This window comes from Massilia sp. Root335 (assembly GCF_001425685.1).
GTDB lineage: Bacteria > Pseudomonadota > Gammaproteobacteria > Burkholderiales > Burkholderiaceae_D > Telluria > Telluria luteola.
The window spans coordinates 369,917-385,160 of sequence record NZ_LMCY01000008.1; the positions used below are offsets into that span (position 1 = coordinate 369,917).

Consider the following 15,244-nt stretch of genomic DNA (forward strand, 5'->3'; position numbering starts at 1 on the left):
AACCCTCGAGACGACGATGGACACCGTACTGAAACCCCTGATCGAACAACGCGCCGACCCGTACATCTACAGGCACACGGACGGCTATTACTATTTCACCGCCTCGGTCCCGCAATACGACCGCATCGAACTGCGCCGCGCGAAAACGATCGCCGAACTGGCCGCCGCGCCCACCGTCGACGCGTGGATCAAGCCGGATACCGGCCCGTACAGCGAACTGGTCTGGGCGCCGGAACTGCATTTCAACATGGGCGCGTGGTACGTCTACTTCGCCGCCGCGCCGAGCCGCGAGATCAAGGACAAGCTGTTCCAGCACCGCATGTACGCGATCCGCAATACGAACGCGAACCCGCTCGAAGGCACGTGGGAATTCATGGGCCAGGTCGACACGGGCATCGACACGTTCTGCCTGGACGCGACGACCTTCAACCACAACGGCGCGCTGTATTACCTGTGGGCGCAGAAGGACAAGGCGATCGAAGGCAATTCGAACCTGTACATCGCGAAGATGAAGACGCCGTGGCAGATCGAGGGTCAGCCGGTGCTGCTCTCGAAGCCCGAGTACGACTGGGAAATCCGCGGCTTCTGGGTCAACGAGGGCCCGTCCGTCCTGCGCCGTAACGGCAAGATCTTCATCTCGTATTCCGCCAGCGCCACCGACGAGAATTACGCGATGGGCCTGCTGTGGGCGGACGAGAACGCGGACCTGCTCGATCCGGCGGCGTGGACAAAGTCGCGCGAGCCCGTGTTCCGTACATGCTACGATCACGGCATCTACGGACCCGGCCACAACAGCTTCACGTATGCTGAAGATGGCGCTACCGTCATGCTCGTCTATCATGCGCGCACCTATACCGAAATCGTCGGCGATCCGCTGTGGAATCCGGACCGCCATACTTTCGTCAAACCGCTGCGCTGGGACGAGAACGGCATGCCGGTATTCGGTCGGCCTTCCACCCTCTGAGGACATAACAACGTGCAAAACGGAATCACCCAGGCGCCGTTCGGGACCTTGCCCGACGGCAGGCAAGTCACCCAGTACACGCTCAAGAACAATAACGGCATGATCGTCAGGATCCTGGATTTCGGCGGGATCATCACCGAGATCCACGTCCCGGACCGCGACGGCGTCTTCGCCGACGTGGCACTGGGCTTCGAGACGCTCGGCCCCTATGTCAAGGACAGCCCGTATTTCGGCGCCCTGATCGGCCGCTACGGCAACCGCATCGGCAAGGGCCGCTTCACGCTCGACGGCAAGGAAGTCCAGCTGACGGTCAACAACGGCAACAACCACCTGCACGGCGGCGATCCGGGCTACGACAAGGTGCTGTGGACGGCCGTCGTCGAAGGCGCGAGCCTCGTCCTGCGCTACGACAGCCCGGACGGCGAGCAGGGCTACCCGGGCAACCTGGTGGCCACGGTCACGTACCAGCTGACGGACGACAACGAGATTGTCGTGCGCTTCCACGCCGTCACCGACCGGCCGACGCCCGTCAACCTCACGCAGCACAGCTATTTCAACCTGGCCGGCGCGGGGCAGGGCGACATCCTCGGCCACGAGATCACGATCGACGCCGACAAATTCGTGCCCATCGACGCCGGATCGATCCCGTTCGGCGAACTGGCCCCGGTGACCGGCACGCCGTTCGACTTCCGCAAGCCGCGCACGATCGGCGAGCGCATCGGCCAGCCGGACAAGCAGCTGCGCCACGGCACCGGCTACGACCACTGCTGGGTGCTGAACAAGCCCCTGGGCGAGCGCGGCCTCAAGTGCGCCGTCCACGTGATCGAACCGACGACGGGTCGCGTGCTCGAATTGTTCACGCAGGAACCGGGCGTGCAGTTCTACAGCGGTAATTTCCTGGACGGTTCGCTGGAGGGCAAGGGTCATCCGTGGATCTTCCGCAGCGGCTTCTGCATCGAGCCCGAGCACTATCCGGATTCGCCCAACCAGCCGTCGTACCCGAACACGATCCTGCGTCCGGGCGACGTGTACGAAACGGAATCGCGCTTCCGCTTTTCCGTGGCGCCGTAATCGAGGAGGCTTCGCATGATGGAACTGGTGGTGGATGGCCGGCATGTGCTGGGCGAGGGAATCATCTGGGACGACCGCGGCGCACGCCTGCTGTGGACCGACATCGAACGCAGCGAGCTGTGGTCGCACGCGCCCGCGACGGGCGCGCTGCAGCGCTGGCCGCTGCCGGAGCGTCTCTGTTCGATGGCGCTGACGGAAGTCGACGGCTGCCTGCTGCTGGGCCTCGCGTCCGGCCTCGCGTTCTTCGACCTCGCCAGCGGTGAGCTCGACCGCATCTGCGACGTCGAGGCCGACCTGCCCACCACCCGCCTGAACGACGGCCGCACCGACCGCCAGGGCCGCTTCGTGTTCGGCATGTTCAACCAGGCCGAGAACCCCAAGGACGCCATTGGCGGCTTCTACCGCCTGAACCACGACCTCACGCTGGAGCGCCTGCCGCTGGGCAATGTCGCCATCGCCAACAGCATCTGCTTCAGTCCGGACGGCTGCACCATGTATTACGCGGACTCCGGCACGCGCGAGATCCGCTGCTGCGATTACGATCCCGTCACGGGCGCCATCGCCAATCTGCGCCAGTTCGTGCCGGCCGACGCCGCCCCCGGCGACCCGGACGGTTCGACGATCGATGCCGACGGCTATCTGTGGGGCACGCGCTGGGGTGCCGGCCAGGTCGTGCGTTTCGCGCCGGACGGCAGCGTCGACCGGATATTGACCTTGCCCGCGCCGCAGCCGACCTGCCCGGCATTCGGCGGCGCCGGGCTGGACGTTTTATATGTCACTTCGGCAACGGTCGGGTTACGCGCCGGCCAGCTGGCGGATGCCCCGAAATCGGGCGGCGTGTTCGCGCAAACGCTGCCGGTACGCGGTTTGACGGAGGTCCGGTTCGCTGGTCGACGCTGATAGCGATAACAGCGATGCCGATATCGATATCGATTGCTGTTAAAAATTGATTGGAAAGTTATCTGATCGGCCTTTAGACTTCCTTCATCGCTGAGCTGGACGACGACACGAGTCGCTCAGCACTACAAAAACGACGGAGGAAGAGCATGTCCGAGACAAAAAAGAAGCCCACCCTGCGTTCTGCAGCGTGGTTCGGTACCCAGGACAAGAACGGCTTCATGTATCGGAGCTGGATGAAGAACCAGGGCATTCCCGATCATGAATTCCAGGGCAAGCCGATCATCGGCATCTGCAACACCTGGTCCGAACTCACGCCCTGCAACGCCCATTTCCGCAAGCTGGCCGAGCACGTCAAGCGCGGCATCCTGGAGGCGGGCGGTTTTCCGGTCGAATTCCCGGTGTTCTCGAACGGCGAATCGAACCTGCGTCCGACCGCCATGCTGACCCGTAACCTGGCCAGCATGGACGTCGAAGAATCCATCCGCGGCAATCCGATGGACGGCGTCGTCCTGCTGGTCGGCTGCGACAAGACCACGCCGGCCCTGCTGATGGGCGCGGCCAGCGTCGACCTGCCGACCATCGTCGTCACCGGCGGCCCGATGTTGAACGGCAAGCTGAACGGCAAGGACATCGGCTCCGGCACCGCCGTCTGGAAATTGCACGAGCAGGCCAAGGGCGGCCAGATCTCGATGCACGACTTCCTCGCCGCCGAAGCGGGCCACGCCCGTTCGGCCGGCACCTGCAACACGATGGGCACCGCGTCGACGATGGCCTGCATGGCCGAATCGCTGGGCACGTCGCTGCCGCACAATGCCGCGATCCCCGCCGTCGACGCGCGCCGCTACGTGCTGGCGCACATGTCCGGCATCCGCATCGTCGAGATGGTCAATGAAGACCTGAAGCTGTCGAAGATCCTCAAGCGCGAGAACTTCGAAAACGCGATCCGCGTGAACGCCGCGATCGGCGGTTCGACCAACGCCGTGATCCACCTGAAGGCGATCGCCGGCCGCGTCGGCGTGCCGCTGGAACTGGAAGACTGGACCGCGGTCGGCAAGGGCACCCCGACGATCGTCGACCTGCAGCCGTCCGGCCGCTTCCTGATGGAAGAGTTTTATTACGCCGGCGGCCTGCCGGGCGTGATCCGCCGCCTGGGCGAAAACAACCTGCTGCCGCACAAGGACGCGCTGACCGTCAACGGCAAGACGCTGTGGGAAAACAACCAGGAAGCGCCGATCTACAATGATGAAGTGATCCGCAAGATCGACAACCCGCTGATCGACGACGGCGGCATCTGCATCCTGCGCGGCAACCTGTCGCCGCGCGGCGCCGTGCTGAAGCCGTCGGCCGCGTCACCGCACCTGATGCAGCACCGCGGCAAGGCGGTCGTGTTCGAAGACTTCGACCACTACAAGCAGCGCATCAACGATCCGGACCTGGACGTCGACGAGAACTCGATCCTGGTGATGAAGAACTGCGGTCCGAAGGGCTACCCGGGCATGGCCGAAGTGGGCAACATGGGCCTGCCGCCGAAGCTGCTGGCGAAGGGCATCACCGACATGGTGCGCATCTCGGACGCGCGCATGAGCGGCACCGCCTACGGCACCGTCGTGCTGCACGTGGCGCCGGAAGCGATGGCCGGCGGCCCGCTGGGCATCGTCAAGGACGGCGACTTCATCGAACTCGATTGCAAGGGCGGCCGCCTGCACCTGGACGTGTCGGACGACGAGATCCAGGCCCGCCTGGCGGATCGCGCCGAGAGCCAGAAGGAGCCGCCGCGCACCGGTTACGCGGGCCTGTACCTGGACCACGTGCTGCAGGCCGACGAAGGCTGCGATTTCGACTTCCTCGTCGGTTGCCGCGGCTCGGCCGTGCCCAAGCATTCCCATTAATGTCGGCATTCGCGTGGGCTCGGGGAGCCCACCCTACCGAAATGCGATCGTCATCGCATATGCTGGCGACGATTGCGTCACGTAGGGTGGGCACCCCGTGCCCACGCGTTTGACCATATGAACACCCGCGCATCGCGCCTCGGAGACATCTGACCATGCTGCTCATCCAATACAAATCCGCCACCGGCGACCGCCGCGTCGGCATCCTGAACGGCGACGTCGTCACCGCGATCACCGGCTACGGCTCGACGCTGGAGTTGGCGCAAGCCGCCATCGCCCAGGGCCAGGGCCTCGCCGCGCTGGCCGCCGCCTGCGCCACCGGCGTCAACGAATCCTACGAAGCGATCGCCAACGAAGGCCGCCTGCTGGCGCCGCTCGATCACCCGGATGCGGCCCACTGCTACGTCACCGGCACGGGCCTCACGCACCTGGGCAGCGCCGACGCGCGCGACGCCATGCACAAGAAGATCGGCGGCGACGTCGAATCCCTGTCCGACTCCATGAAGATGTTCCGCATGGGCGTCGAAGGCGGCAGGCCGGAAGCGGGCAAGGCCGGCGTGCAGCCGGAATGGTTTTATAAAGGCGACGGCTCGATCGTGCGCGCCGGCGGCCAGGACATGGAGATGCCGGACTTTTCGCTGGACGGCGGCGAGGAACCGGAGATCGCCGGCCTGTACGTGATCGGCAACGACGGCCAGCCGTACCGCGTCGGTTACGCACTGGGCAACGAATTCTCGGACCACGTGACGGAACGCCAGAACTACCTGTACCTCGCGCATTCGAAACTGCGCAACTGCGGCGTCGGCCCGGCGCTGCTCGTCGGCGAACTGCCGGCGCACGTGCAGGGCGTCTCGCGCATCCGCGCGGCGGACGGCTCCGTGCGTTGGGAAAAGGCCTTCGTGTCGGGCGAGCAGAACATGTCGCACACGATCGGCAACCTGGAATACCACCACTTCAAGTACGGCCTGTTCAACCGCCCGGGCGACGTGCACATCCACTTCTTCGGCACCGCCACGCTGAGCTTCGCGGACAGCGTGAACGTGCAGGCCGGCGAAACGTTCGAGATCGAATCGCCGCAATTCGGCCCGGCCCTGCGCAACAAGCTGGCTGTCCATCCGACTCAATTTGCGAAAGTGAAGACCTTATGACCGACGTGACCACCGCACAAATCACGGGCGAAGCCCTCATCGGCGGCGTCGCCCGGCGCGGCGCCGGCGGCTCGTTCAAGGCGTGGAACCCGTCCGCGCGCGAGCACCTGGAACCCGCTTTCCACATGGTCGACATCGCCCAGATCGACGAGGCCTGCAGCCTGGCCGGCAAGGCGTTCGACGTCTTCCGCAACACGACCGACGAAGCGCGCGCCGCGTTCCTCGATACCGTCGCCGACCAGATCATGGCCCTCGGCGATGCGCTGGTCGAGCGCGCGATGCTCGAGACCGGCCTGCCGCGCGGCCGCATCGAGGGCGAGCGCGCCCGTACCTGCAACCAGCTGAAACTGTTCGGCACCCTGCTGCGCGAAGGCTCGTGGCAGGACCCGCGCATCGACCCGGCGCTGCCGCAGCGCACGCCGCCGCGTCCGGACCTGCGCAGCCGCCTGATCGGCGTCGGCCCCGTCGCCGTGTTCGCCGCATCGAACTTCCCGCTCGCGTTTTCCGTCGCCGGCGGCGACACGGCATCCGCCTTCGCGGCCGGCTGCCCCGTCGTCCTGAAGGCCCACTCGGCCCACCCCGGCACGTCGGAACTCGTGGCGCGCGCCGTCGCCCGCGCCGTCGAACTGTGCGGCCTGCCGGCCGGCACGTTCGCGCTGCTGACCGGCACCGGCAACGGCATCGGCCAGGCGCTCGTCGCGCATCCGGCCATCCAGGCCGTCGGCTTCACCGGTTCGCGTTCCGGCGGCACCGCGCTGATGGCCGTCGCCGCGGGGCGCCAGCAGCCGATCCCGGTCTATGCCGAGATGAGCAGCATCAATCCGGTGTTCCTGCTGCCCGTCGCGCTGGAACAGCACGCCGAGCGCATCGGCCGCGAATTCGCCGCCTCGCTCACGCTGGGTGTCGGCCAGTTCTGCACCAACCCCGGCCTCGTGCTGGCGATCGACGGTCCGGGCCTGTCCACGTTCTGCGCCGCCGCCACGGCAGCGCTGAACGACACCCAGCCGGCTACCATGTTGTCGGCCGGTATCGCATCGAGCTTCCGCCGCGGCGTCGCCGCGCTGGGCAGCAACGAAGCGGTGAGCACGCTGCTGCGCCTCGAGCACGAAGACAACCAGGGCCACGCCGCGCTGTTCCGCGTCGAAGCGGACGCGTTCCTGGCCCGCAAGGAGCTGCACGAAGAAGTGTTCGGCCCGGCCTCGCTGCTGGTCGTGTGCAAGGACGTCGAGCAGATGCGCGCCATCGTCGAGCACCTGGAGGGCCAGCTGACCGCCGCGATCCACCTGGAAGAGGGCGATATCGAGGCGGCGCAGGTGCTGCTGCCGACGCTTGAGCGCAAGGTCGGCCGCATCCTGGCCAACGGCTTCGGCACCGGCGTGGAAGTGGCGCACGCGATGGTGCACGGCGGTCCGTTCCCGGCCACGGCCGACGGCCGCAGCACCTCGGTGGGCACGGGCGCGATCTTCCGCTTCCTGCGCCCCGTGGCGTACCAGAACCTGCCGCAGGCGCTGCTGCCGGCGGTGCTGCGCGACGAAAACCCGCGCGGCATCTGGCGCCGCCGCGACGGCGCGCTGGGCAAGGACTGACACGCCAACACGCCGCGAACGTCACGCGAGCGGCGACAGTAGGGTGGGCACCACGTGCCCACGCGTTACGCTTAGAATAAGATGAGGAGACGACGATGGGGACTTTAGCCAAGTACGGCAGCCTGGACGGCAAGCGGGTATTCGTGACGGGCGGCGGCAGCGGGATCGGCGAAGCGATCGTGGCTGCGCTGGTGGAACAGGGCGCGCTGGTGGGCTTTGTCGACATCATGCGCGACGCCAGCGAGGCGCTGGTCCAGCGGCTGGCGCAGGCCGGCCACAAGGCGCCGATCTACCGCTACTGCGACATCACCGACATCGCCAGCCTGCAGGCCGTGATGGCCGAGATGGCCGCCAAGCTGGGCGACTTCGACGTCATCGTCAACAACGCCGCCAACGACCAGCGCCACCAGATCGGCGAGGTCTCGGTCGAGTACTGGGATGAGCGCATCGCCATCAACCAGCGTCCGATGTTCTTCACCGTGCAGGCCGCGCTGGAAGGCATGAAGCGCCGCGGCGGCGGTTCGGTCATCAACTTCAGTTCGATGTCATGGCATGCCAAGAACCCGAACTACCCGATCTACGCGACGACGAAGGCGTCCGTCATCGGCCTCACGCGCTGCCTGGCGCGCGACCTGGGCAAGTTCAACGTCCGCGTCAACACGGTCACGCCGGGCTGGGTGATGACCCAGCGCCAGATCGACCTGTGGCTGGACGAAGCGGGCGAAGCCGAGATCGCGCGTTCGCAATGCCTGCCGGGCAAGCTGATGCCCGAGGATATCGCCGCGATGGTGCTGTTCCTGTCCGCCGACGACAGCAAGATGTGCACGGGGCAGGAATTCATCGTGGATGCCGGCTGGGTGTGACGCGCCTGCCGCGTTTTTCCCGCTAGCCCGAAGACCGTCGTTCCCGCGGAGGCGGGAACCCAAGCATTGTCGCAGGATTCGCACAACTTGGACCTCCGCCTGCGCGGGGACGACGGGTCGAAGGATATCTGCCGCACACGCGGCATTTGCCATTCTGCTCGTCATTAACACAACCACCCAACGACCAAAACAAACGGAGACCACATGAAGGCATTCCAACCCACCGTCCTCGCCCTCGGCATCGCCGCCGCATTCTGCGCAAGCGCCGCATTCGCACAAGTCAACGTCACCGTCGACGCGGCCAAGCCGGGCGCGGTGATCGACAAGGACGTCTACGGCCAGTTCGCCGAACACCTCGGCACCGGCATCTACGGCGGCCTGTGGGTCGGTCCGGATTCGAAGATCCCGAATACGCGCGGCTGGCGCAACGACGTGGTCGGCGCCCTGAAAGCCATGCACGTGCCGCTGGTGCGCTGGCCGGGCGGCTGCTTCGCCGACGAGTACCACTGGCGCGAAGGCATCGGCCCGCGCAGCAAGCGTCCGGTGAAGGTCAACACGAACTGGGGCGGCGTGCCGGAATCGAACGCGGTGGGTACGCATGAATTCTTCGACCTCGTCGAGATGCTCGGCGCGGACGCCTACGTCAACGGCAACCTGGGCACCGGCACCCCGCAGGAAGCGGCCGAGTGGATCGAGTACATGACGTCGGAAGGCAAGTCGTCGCTGGCCGAACTGCGCGCGAAGAACGGCCACCCGGCGCCGTTCAAGGTGGCCTATTTCGCCATCGGCAACGAGTCGTGGGGCTGCGGCGGCAATATGCGTCCGGAGTACTACGCCGACCTGTACCGCCAGTGGAACACCTTCCTGAAGGCGCCGCAGCACCTGCGTCCGAAGATGATCGCCAGCGGCGGCACCGCCGACGACACCACCTGGACCGACATCCTCTCGCGCGACCTGAAAGGCCGCACGGACGGCATCAGCTTCCACTACTACACGCTGCCGACCGGCGACTGGCACCACAAGGGCGCCGCCACCGGCTTCCCGGAATCGGAATGGTTCTCGACCATGAGCCAGACCCTGCGCATGGAAGACTTCGTGCGCAAGAACGTGGCCATCCTCGACAAGAACGACCCGGAGAAGAAGATCGGCTTCGACGTGGACGAGTGGGGCACCTGGTACGACGTCGAGAAGGGCACCAACCCGGGCTTCCTGTTCCAGCGGAATACGATCCGCGACGCCGTCGTGGCCGCGCTCAACTTCAACATCTTCCATGCCCACGCCGACCGCGTGCGCATGACGAACATCGCGCAGATGGTCAACGTGCTGCAGGCCATGATCATCACCGACAACGACAAGATGCTGCTGACGCCGACGTACTACGCATTCAAGATGTACGTGCCGTTCCAGGACGCGACCTCGCTGCCGGTCACGCTGTCGAACAACACGACCTACGGCTCGAACGGCGAGGGCGTGCCGGGCATCAGCGCCTCCGCGGCCAAGGCCAAGGACGGCAAGACCTATGTCGCGCTGGTCAACACCAACCCGCACGACGCCACCGACGTCGTCCTGAACGTGGCCGGCCAGAACGTCGGCGCCGTGCGCGGCCAGCTGCTGACCGCGGATTCGATGGATGCCCACAACACCTTCGAGCACAAGGACGCCGTCAAGCCGGTGCCGTTCAGCGCCAACGCCAGCGGCGGCAAGCTGACGATCAAGGTGCCGGCCAAGTCGGTGCTGGTCGTGGCTGTCGAAGGCTGATCGATGGCGCACGCATTGACTCCGCGTGCGCTGGCCGTGGCGGCCGCACTCGTCCTCGCCGGATGCGGCGGGGGCGGTGGCGGCGGCGGCGCTGCCGCGCCGGTGACGGCGCCCGTCGCCGCGACACCATCGACGCCGGCGGCGCCTGCGACGACCGACACGCCGGCCCAGGCCGCGATCACGTTCGCCAACGTGTCCGTGCACGACCCGGCCGTCATCAAGGTGGGCGACACGTGGTACGCGTTCGGCTCGCACCTGGCGGCCGCCAAGACGACGGACCTGATGAACTGGACGAAGATCGCCGACGGCGTCACCGACAGCAACCCGCTGTTCGCGAAGGTGACGACGGCGCTGGCCGACACGTTCGCATGGGCCCAGGTCACGGACCTGTGGGCGCCGGATGTCATCCAGCTGGGTGACGGCAAGTTCTACATGTACTACGATGCCTGCAAGGGCGATTCGCCGCGCTCCGCGCTGGGCGTGGCCGTCGCCGACAAGATCGAAGGCCCGTACGTCAACAAGGCGGTGTTCCTCAAGTCCGGCATGTGGGGCGAGGTCAGTCCCGACGGCACCGTCTACGACGCGCTGAAGCATCCGAACGTCGTGGACCCGAACACGTTCCGCGACGCGGCCGGCAAGCTGTGGATGATCTACGGTTCCTACTCGGGCGGCATCTTCATCATGGCGATGGACCCCGCCACCGGCCTGCCGGTCGCGGGCCAGGGCTACGGCAAGCACCTCATGGGCGGCAATCATGCGCGCATCGAGGGCGCCTACGTGATGTACAGCCCGCAGACGAAGTACTACTACCTGTTCACGTCGTTCGGCGGACTCGATGCGAACGGCGGCTACAACATGCGCGTGGCGCGCGCGACCAACCCGGACGGTCCGTACCTCGACGCCACCGGCAAGGACATGGGCGACGTGAAGGCCGATCCGGCGAAACCCCTGTTCGACGACGTCAGCATCGCGCCGTACGGCCAGAAGCTGGTCGGCAACTACCAGTTCGCGCTGGCGAGCGGGGAGACGGGGACGCCGGTCGGCTACGTCTCGCCCGGCCACAACTCGGCGCGCTACGAAGCGGCGACGAACCAGTACTTCCTGATCTTCCACACCCGCTTCCCGGGCCAGGGCGAATACCACGAAGTGCGCGTGCACGAGATGTTCATCAACGACGACGGCTGGCCGGTGGCGGCGCCGCTGCGCTACGTGCCGCTGTCGAAGAGCGCGACGACGATCTCCCCGACCGTCACCAGCGCGGACACGGCCGGCGCGTACAAGATGGTCAACCACGGCAAGGACATCTCTGCCACGGTCAAGCCGTCGGTCGCGATCCGGTTCGACGCCAACGGCACGGTGACCGGCGCAGGATCGGGCAACACCGGCGGCACCTGGACGCACAAGGGCAACAACAACGTCGCGATCGTGATCGACGGCGTCACGTACAGCGGCGTGCTGTCGCGCCAGTGGAACCCGAACGCGAACGCCTTCGCGGTGACGTTCACGGCGCAGTCGAAGGCCGGCGTGTCGCTGTGGGGCATCCGCACCGGCTCGTAATCGAAAGGATGAAGCATGCGTAAAGCGACGAAAATCGCGGCCGCACTCGGCGCCGGCGTGGTGGCGCTGGCCGCCGCGCTGACGGCGCAGGCGTCCCAGGTCGGCGTGCACGACCCGGCGATGGCCAGGGACGGCAACACGTACTACCTGTACAGCACGGGCCCCGGCATCACGTTCTATTCGTCGTCCGACATGCTGCACTGGAAGCCGGAAGGCCGCGTGTTCGCGGGCGCGCCGACGTGGGCGAAACGTGCGGCGCCGACGTTCAACGACCATATCTGGGCCCCGGACATCCACAAGCACAACGGCCGCTGGCTGCTGTACTACTCGGTGTCCGGCTTCGGCAAGAACACGTCGGGCATCGGCGTGACGACCAATGCCACGCTCGACCCGCGCGCGCCGGACTACCGCTGGGACGACCAGGGCATGGTCGTGCAGTCGGTGCCGGGCCGCGACATGTGGAATGCCATCGACCCGAACGTCGTCGAGGACGACAAGGGGCAGGGCTGGATGACCTTCGGTTCGTTCTGGGGCGGCATCAAGCTCGTGAAACTGGACGACAGCTGGACGAAGGTCGCCGAGCCGCAGGAATGGCATACGATCGCGCGCCGCGAGCGGCCCGCGTTCACGCCGGACGAGCAGGCGGCGCCGGCCGAGATCGAAGGGCCGTTCATCTTCAAGAAGAACGGCTATTATTACCTGTTCGTGTCGTGGGGCCTGTGCTGCCAGGGGCCGAAGAGCACCTACCACGTCGTGGTCGGCCGCGCGCGCGGCGTCGCCGGACCGTACCTCGACCGCCAGGGCAAGGACATGGCGCAGGGCGGCGGCTCGCTCGTGATCCAGGGCGACAAGGACTGGAAGGCGCTGGGCCACAACAGCGCCTACACCTTCGACGGCAAGGATTATCTCGTGCTGCACGCGTACGAGACGGCGGATCACTACAAGCAGAAGCTGAAGGTGATGGACATCCACTGGGACAAGGACGGCTGGCCGACGGTCGATCCGAAAGACCTCAACAAATACGTGAGCGAAGAAGTCAAATGAAGCTTACCCGCATCGCCGCACTGCTCCTCGCCCTGGGCGCCACGACATCCCAAGCCGCCGACCTGTTCCCGCTGCAGGACGTGCGCCTGGGCGCGAGCCCCTTCCTCGACGCCCAGGCCACGGACCTGAACTACCTGATGGCCATGGAGCCGGACCGCCTGCTGGCGCCGTTCCTGCGCGAAGCGGGCCTCACGCCCAAGCAGCCCAGCTACGGCAACTGGGAATCGTCCGGCCTGGACGGCCACATGGGCGGCCACTACCTGTCGGCGCTGGCGCTGATGTACGCGTCGACCGGCGATGCGGAGGTCAAGCGGCGCCTGGATTACTTCGTCGCGGAGCTGAAGCGCGCGCAGGCGGCCAACGGCGACGGCTACCTGGGCGGCATCCCGGGCGGCCGCGCCGCGTGGCGCGACGTCGCCGCGGGCAAGCTCCATGCCGATAACTTTTCCGTCAACGGCAAATGGGTCCCGTGGTACAACCTGCACAAGATCTTCGCCGGCCTGCGCGACGCGTACCGCTACGCCGGCAACGAGGATGCGAAGGCGATGCTGGTCGCCCTGTCCGACTGGGCCCTGCGGTTGACCGGCCACCTCACGGACGAGCAGATGCAGCAGATGCTCAGGGCCGAGCAGGGCGGCATGAACGAGGTGCTGGCCGACGTCGCCCAGATGACCGGCGACAGCAAATACATGGACCTGGCGCTGCGCTTCTCGCACCAGGCGCTCCTGCAGCCGCTGGAAAAGCACGAGGACAAGCTCACGGGCCTGCACGCCAACACGCAGATCCCCAAGGTCATCGGCTTCAAGCGCATCGGCGACCTCACGGGCCGCAAGGACATGGCGGACGCCGCCGCGTTCTTCTGGGAGACCGTCGTCGACCACCGCACCGTGGCCATCGGCGGCAACAGCGTCAAGGAGCACTTCCATGACGACAAGGACTTCAGCCCGATGATCGAGGAGGTCGAGGGGCCGGAGACCTGCAACACCTACAACATGCTGAAGCTGACCGAGATGCTGTTCGCGACCTCGGACAACGCCGGCTATGCGGACTACTACGAGCGCGCGCTGTACAACCACATCCTCGCGTCGGAGCGTCCGGGCACGGGCGGCTTCGTCTACTTCACGCCGATGCGTCCGAACCACTACCGCGTGTATTCGCAGGTGGACAAGGCCATGTGGTGCTGCGTGGGCTCCGGCATCGAGAGCCACGCGAAGTACGGCGAATTCATCTACGCGCACGAAGAGAAGGGCGGCAACGCGGCGCTGTTCGTGAACCTGTTCATCCCGTCGACGCTGAACTGGCGCGAGAAGAACGTGCGCATCACGCAGGCGAACGACTTCCCGGACCAGGCCAGCACGCGCATCACCGTCGACGGCGATGCGAAGTTCGCGCTGAAGATCCGCTATCCGGCCTGGGTCGCGCCGGGCAAGCTCGCGGTGAAGGTGAACGGCAAGCGCGTGAAAGTCGATGCGCAGCCGGGCAGCTACGTGAACATCGAGCGCGCGTGGAAGACGGGCGACCGCGTCGACGTCAGCTTGCCGATGGCGATGCATCTGGAGCAGATGCCGGACAAGTCGAATTACTACGCGGTGCTGTACGGCCCCGTCGTGCTGGCCGCGAAGACGAACCCGTTCCCGACGGAGCACCTGGACTTCTTCGCGGACGATTCGCGCATGGGCCACATCCCGTCGGGCCAGGTCTGCCCGCTGGAGGCCGCGCCCACGTTCGTCGCGGACAGCCGCGATTTCACGCGCCGCTTCAAACCGGTGAAAGGCAAGCCGCTGACGTTCACTGCGCCGGGCGTCGTGCAGGGCGGGGCGGGATCGTCGACCGAGTTCATTCCCTTCTTCCGCCTGCACGACTCGCGCTACATGATCTATTGGCAGCAGAGCACCCCGGGCGAGTACGCGCGCATGAAGCTGGACGACGCCGCCAAGGAATCCGAGCGGCTGGCACTGGACGCGCAGACCGTCGACCAGGTGGCGCCGGGCGAGCAGCAGCCGGAATCGGACCACGGCTTCAAGGGCGAGGGCGCGGATGCGGGCCTCAACAACGGCCGCCACTGGCGCCACGCGAGCAAGTGGTTCAGCTACCAGTTGAACGATCCGAAGCACGAGGCGAAGGCGTTGCGCCTGACGTTCGCGCGCGCGGACGCGGGCCGCAAGTTCGACATCGTCGTCGACGGCAAGCGCATTGCGGAGGTCGAACTGGCGGCCGACGCGGCGCAGGAATTCTACACGCGCGATTTCGCATTGCCGCCCGCGCTGGTGCAGGGCGCGAGCGGCAAGCTGGAAGTGAAATTCGTCGCGAAGGAAGGGTCGATGGCGGGTGGCTTGTATGGGCTGCGATTATTACGTTGACCTAAAAACCGTCATTCCCGCGCAGGCGGAAACCCAAGTGTTGCACGCCTTGTGTTGACGCGTGCAACTTGGGTCCCCGCCTGCGCGGGGACGACGTTTTTACG

11 protein-coding genes are annotated in these 15,244 nt (G+C 66.3%); all 11 read left to right on the forward strand.

Going from position 1 to position 15,244, the window contains the following annotated elements:
* The first annotated feature begins 16 nt into the window (after positions 1 to 16).
* The 11 genes from ASC93_RS07500 (at position 17) to ASC93_RS07550 (ending at position 15,140) form a co-directional block, all read left to right on the forward strand.
* A complete protein-coding gene (locus tag ASC93_RS07500) occupies positions 17 to 964 on the forward strand; it encodes a glycoside hydrolase family 43 protein (RefSeq protein ID WP_056439497.1) in 948 nt (315 codons plus the stop codon).
* A 12-nt stretch (positions 965 to 976) separates the two neighbouring features.
* A complete protein-coding gene (locus tag ASC93_RS07505; protein ID WP_056439501.1) occupies positions 977 to 2,035 on the forward strand; it encodes an aldose epimerase family protein in 1,059 nt (352 codons plus the stop codon).
* Positions 2,036 to 2,050: 15 nt separating this feature from the next.
* Entirely contained in the window at positions 2,051 to 2,935 is an 885-nt protein-coding gene (locus ASC93_RS07510; protein ID WP_056439505.1) for an SMP-30/gluconolactonase/LRE family protein, read from the forward strand.
* A 146-nt stretch (positions 2,936 to 3,081) separates the two neighbouring features.
* Positions 3,082 to 4,824 (forward strand): IlvD/Edd family dehydratase, encoded by a 1,743-nt coding sequence (locus tag ASC93_RS07515; protein ID WP_056439508.1) that lies wholly within the window; start codon positions 3,082 to 3,084, stop codon positions 4,822 to 4,824.
* Between the two features lie 155 nt (positions 4,825 to 4,979).
* Complete coding sequence (gene araD1 / locus ASC93_RS07520) at positions 4,980 to 5,972, forward strand: AraD1 family protein (RefSeq protein WP_056439511.1); 993 nt, start codon at positions 4,980 to 4,982, stop codon at positions 5,970 to 5,972.
* Entirely contained in the window at positions 5,969 to 7,558 is a 1,590-nt protein-coding gene (locus ASC93_RS07525) for an aldehyde dehydrogenase (NADP(+)) (protein WP_056439513.1), read from the forward strand. The genes araD1 and ASC93_RS07525 overlap by 4 nt, the downstream gene beginning before the upstream one ends.
* A 95-nt stretch (positions 7,559 to 7,653) precedes the next feature.
* Positions 7,654 to 8,421 carry an SDR family NAD(P)-dependent oxidoreductase gene (locus tag ASC93_RS07530; protein ID WP_056439516.1) on the forward strand — a complete coding sequence of 256 codons (768 nt, stop codon included), beginning with the start codon at positions 7,654 to 7,656 and terminating at the stop codon, positions 8,419 to 8,421.
* 204 nt (positions 8,422 to 8,625) lie between these two features.
* Positions 8,626 to 10,179 (forward strand): alpha-N-arabinofuranosidase, encoded by a 1,554-nt coding sequence (locus tag ASC93_RS07535; protein WP_056439521.1) that lies wholly within the window; start codon positions 8,626 to 8,628, stop codon positions 10,177 to 10,179.
* A 3-nt stretch (positions 10,180 to 10,182) separates the two neighbouring features.
* Positions 10,183 to 11,736: a glycoside hydrolase family 43 protein gene (locus tag ASC93_RS07540; RefSeq protein WP_056439524.1), complete on the forward strand. Its 1,554-nt coding sequence runs from the start codon at positions 10,183 to 10,185 to the stop codon at positions 11,734 to 11,736.
* Positions 11,737 to 11,751: 15 nt separating this feature from the next.
* On the forward strand, positions 11,752 to 12,780 hold the full coding sequence (locus ASC93_RS07545) for an arabinan endo-1,5-alpha-L-arabinosidase (RefSeq protein ID WP_056439527.1): 1,029 nt from the start codon (positions 11,752 to 11,754) through the stop codon (positions 12,778 to 12,780).
* Positions 12,777 to 15,140: a glycoside hydrolase family 127 protein gene (locus ASC93_RS07550; RefSeq protein WP_056439531.1), complete on the forward strand. Its 2,364-nt coding sequence runs from the start codon at positions 12,777 to 12,779 to the stop codon at positions 15,138 to 15,140. Before ASC93_RS07545 ends, ASC93_RS07550 begins: the two co-directional genes overlap by 4 nt.
* Positions 15,141 to 15,244: the final 104 nt, after the last annotated feature.

Bases quoted from the DNA above. Each gene is read 5' to 3' on its own strand.
- araD1 (WP_056439511.1), top strand. From the start codon at position 4,980: ATGCTGCTCATCCAATACAAATCCGCCACCGGCGACCGCCGCGTCGGC.
- ASC93_RS07550 (WP_056439531.1), top strand. From the start codon at position 12,777: ATGAAGCTTACCCGCATCGCCGCACTGCTCCTCGCCCTGGGCGCCACG.
- ASC93_RS07545 (WP_056439527.1), top strand. From the start codon at position 11,752: ATGCGTAAAGCGACGAAAATCGCGGCCGCACTCGGCGCCGGCGTGGTG.
- ASC93_RS07535 (WP_056439521.1), top strand. From the start codon at position 8,626: ATGAAGGCATTCCAACCCACCGTCCTCGCCCTCGGCATCGCCGCCGCA.
- ASC93_RS07540 (WP_056439524.1), top strand. From the start codon at position 10,183: ATGGCGCACGCATTGACTCCGCGTGCGCTGGCCGTGGCGGCCGCACTC.
- ASC93_RS07515 (WP_056439508.1), top strand. From the start codon at position 3,082: ATGTCCGAGACAAAAAAGAAGCCCACCCTGCGTTCTGCAGCGTGGTTC.
- ASC93_RS07525 (WP_056439513.1), top strand. From the start codon at position 5,969: ATGACCGACGTGACCACCGCACAAATCACGGGCGAAGCCCTCATCGGC.
- ASC93_RS07500 (WP_056439497.1), top strand. From the start codon at position 17: ATGGACACCGTACTGAAACCCCTGATCGAACAACGCGCCGACCCGTAC.
- ASC93_RS07510 (WP_056439505.1), top strand. From the start codon at position 2,051: ATGATGGAACTGGTGGTGGATGGCCGGCATGTGCTGGGCGAGGGAATC.
- ASC93_RS07530 (WP_056439516.1), top strand. From the start codon at position 7,654: ATGGGGACTTTAGCCAAGTACGGCAGCCTGGACGGCAAGCGGGTATTC.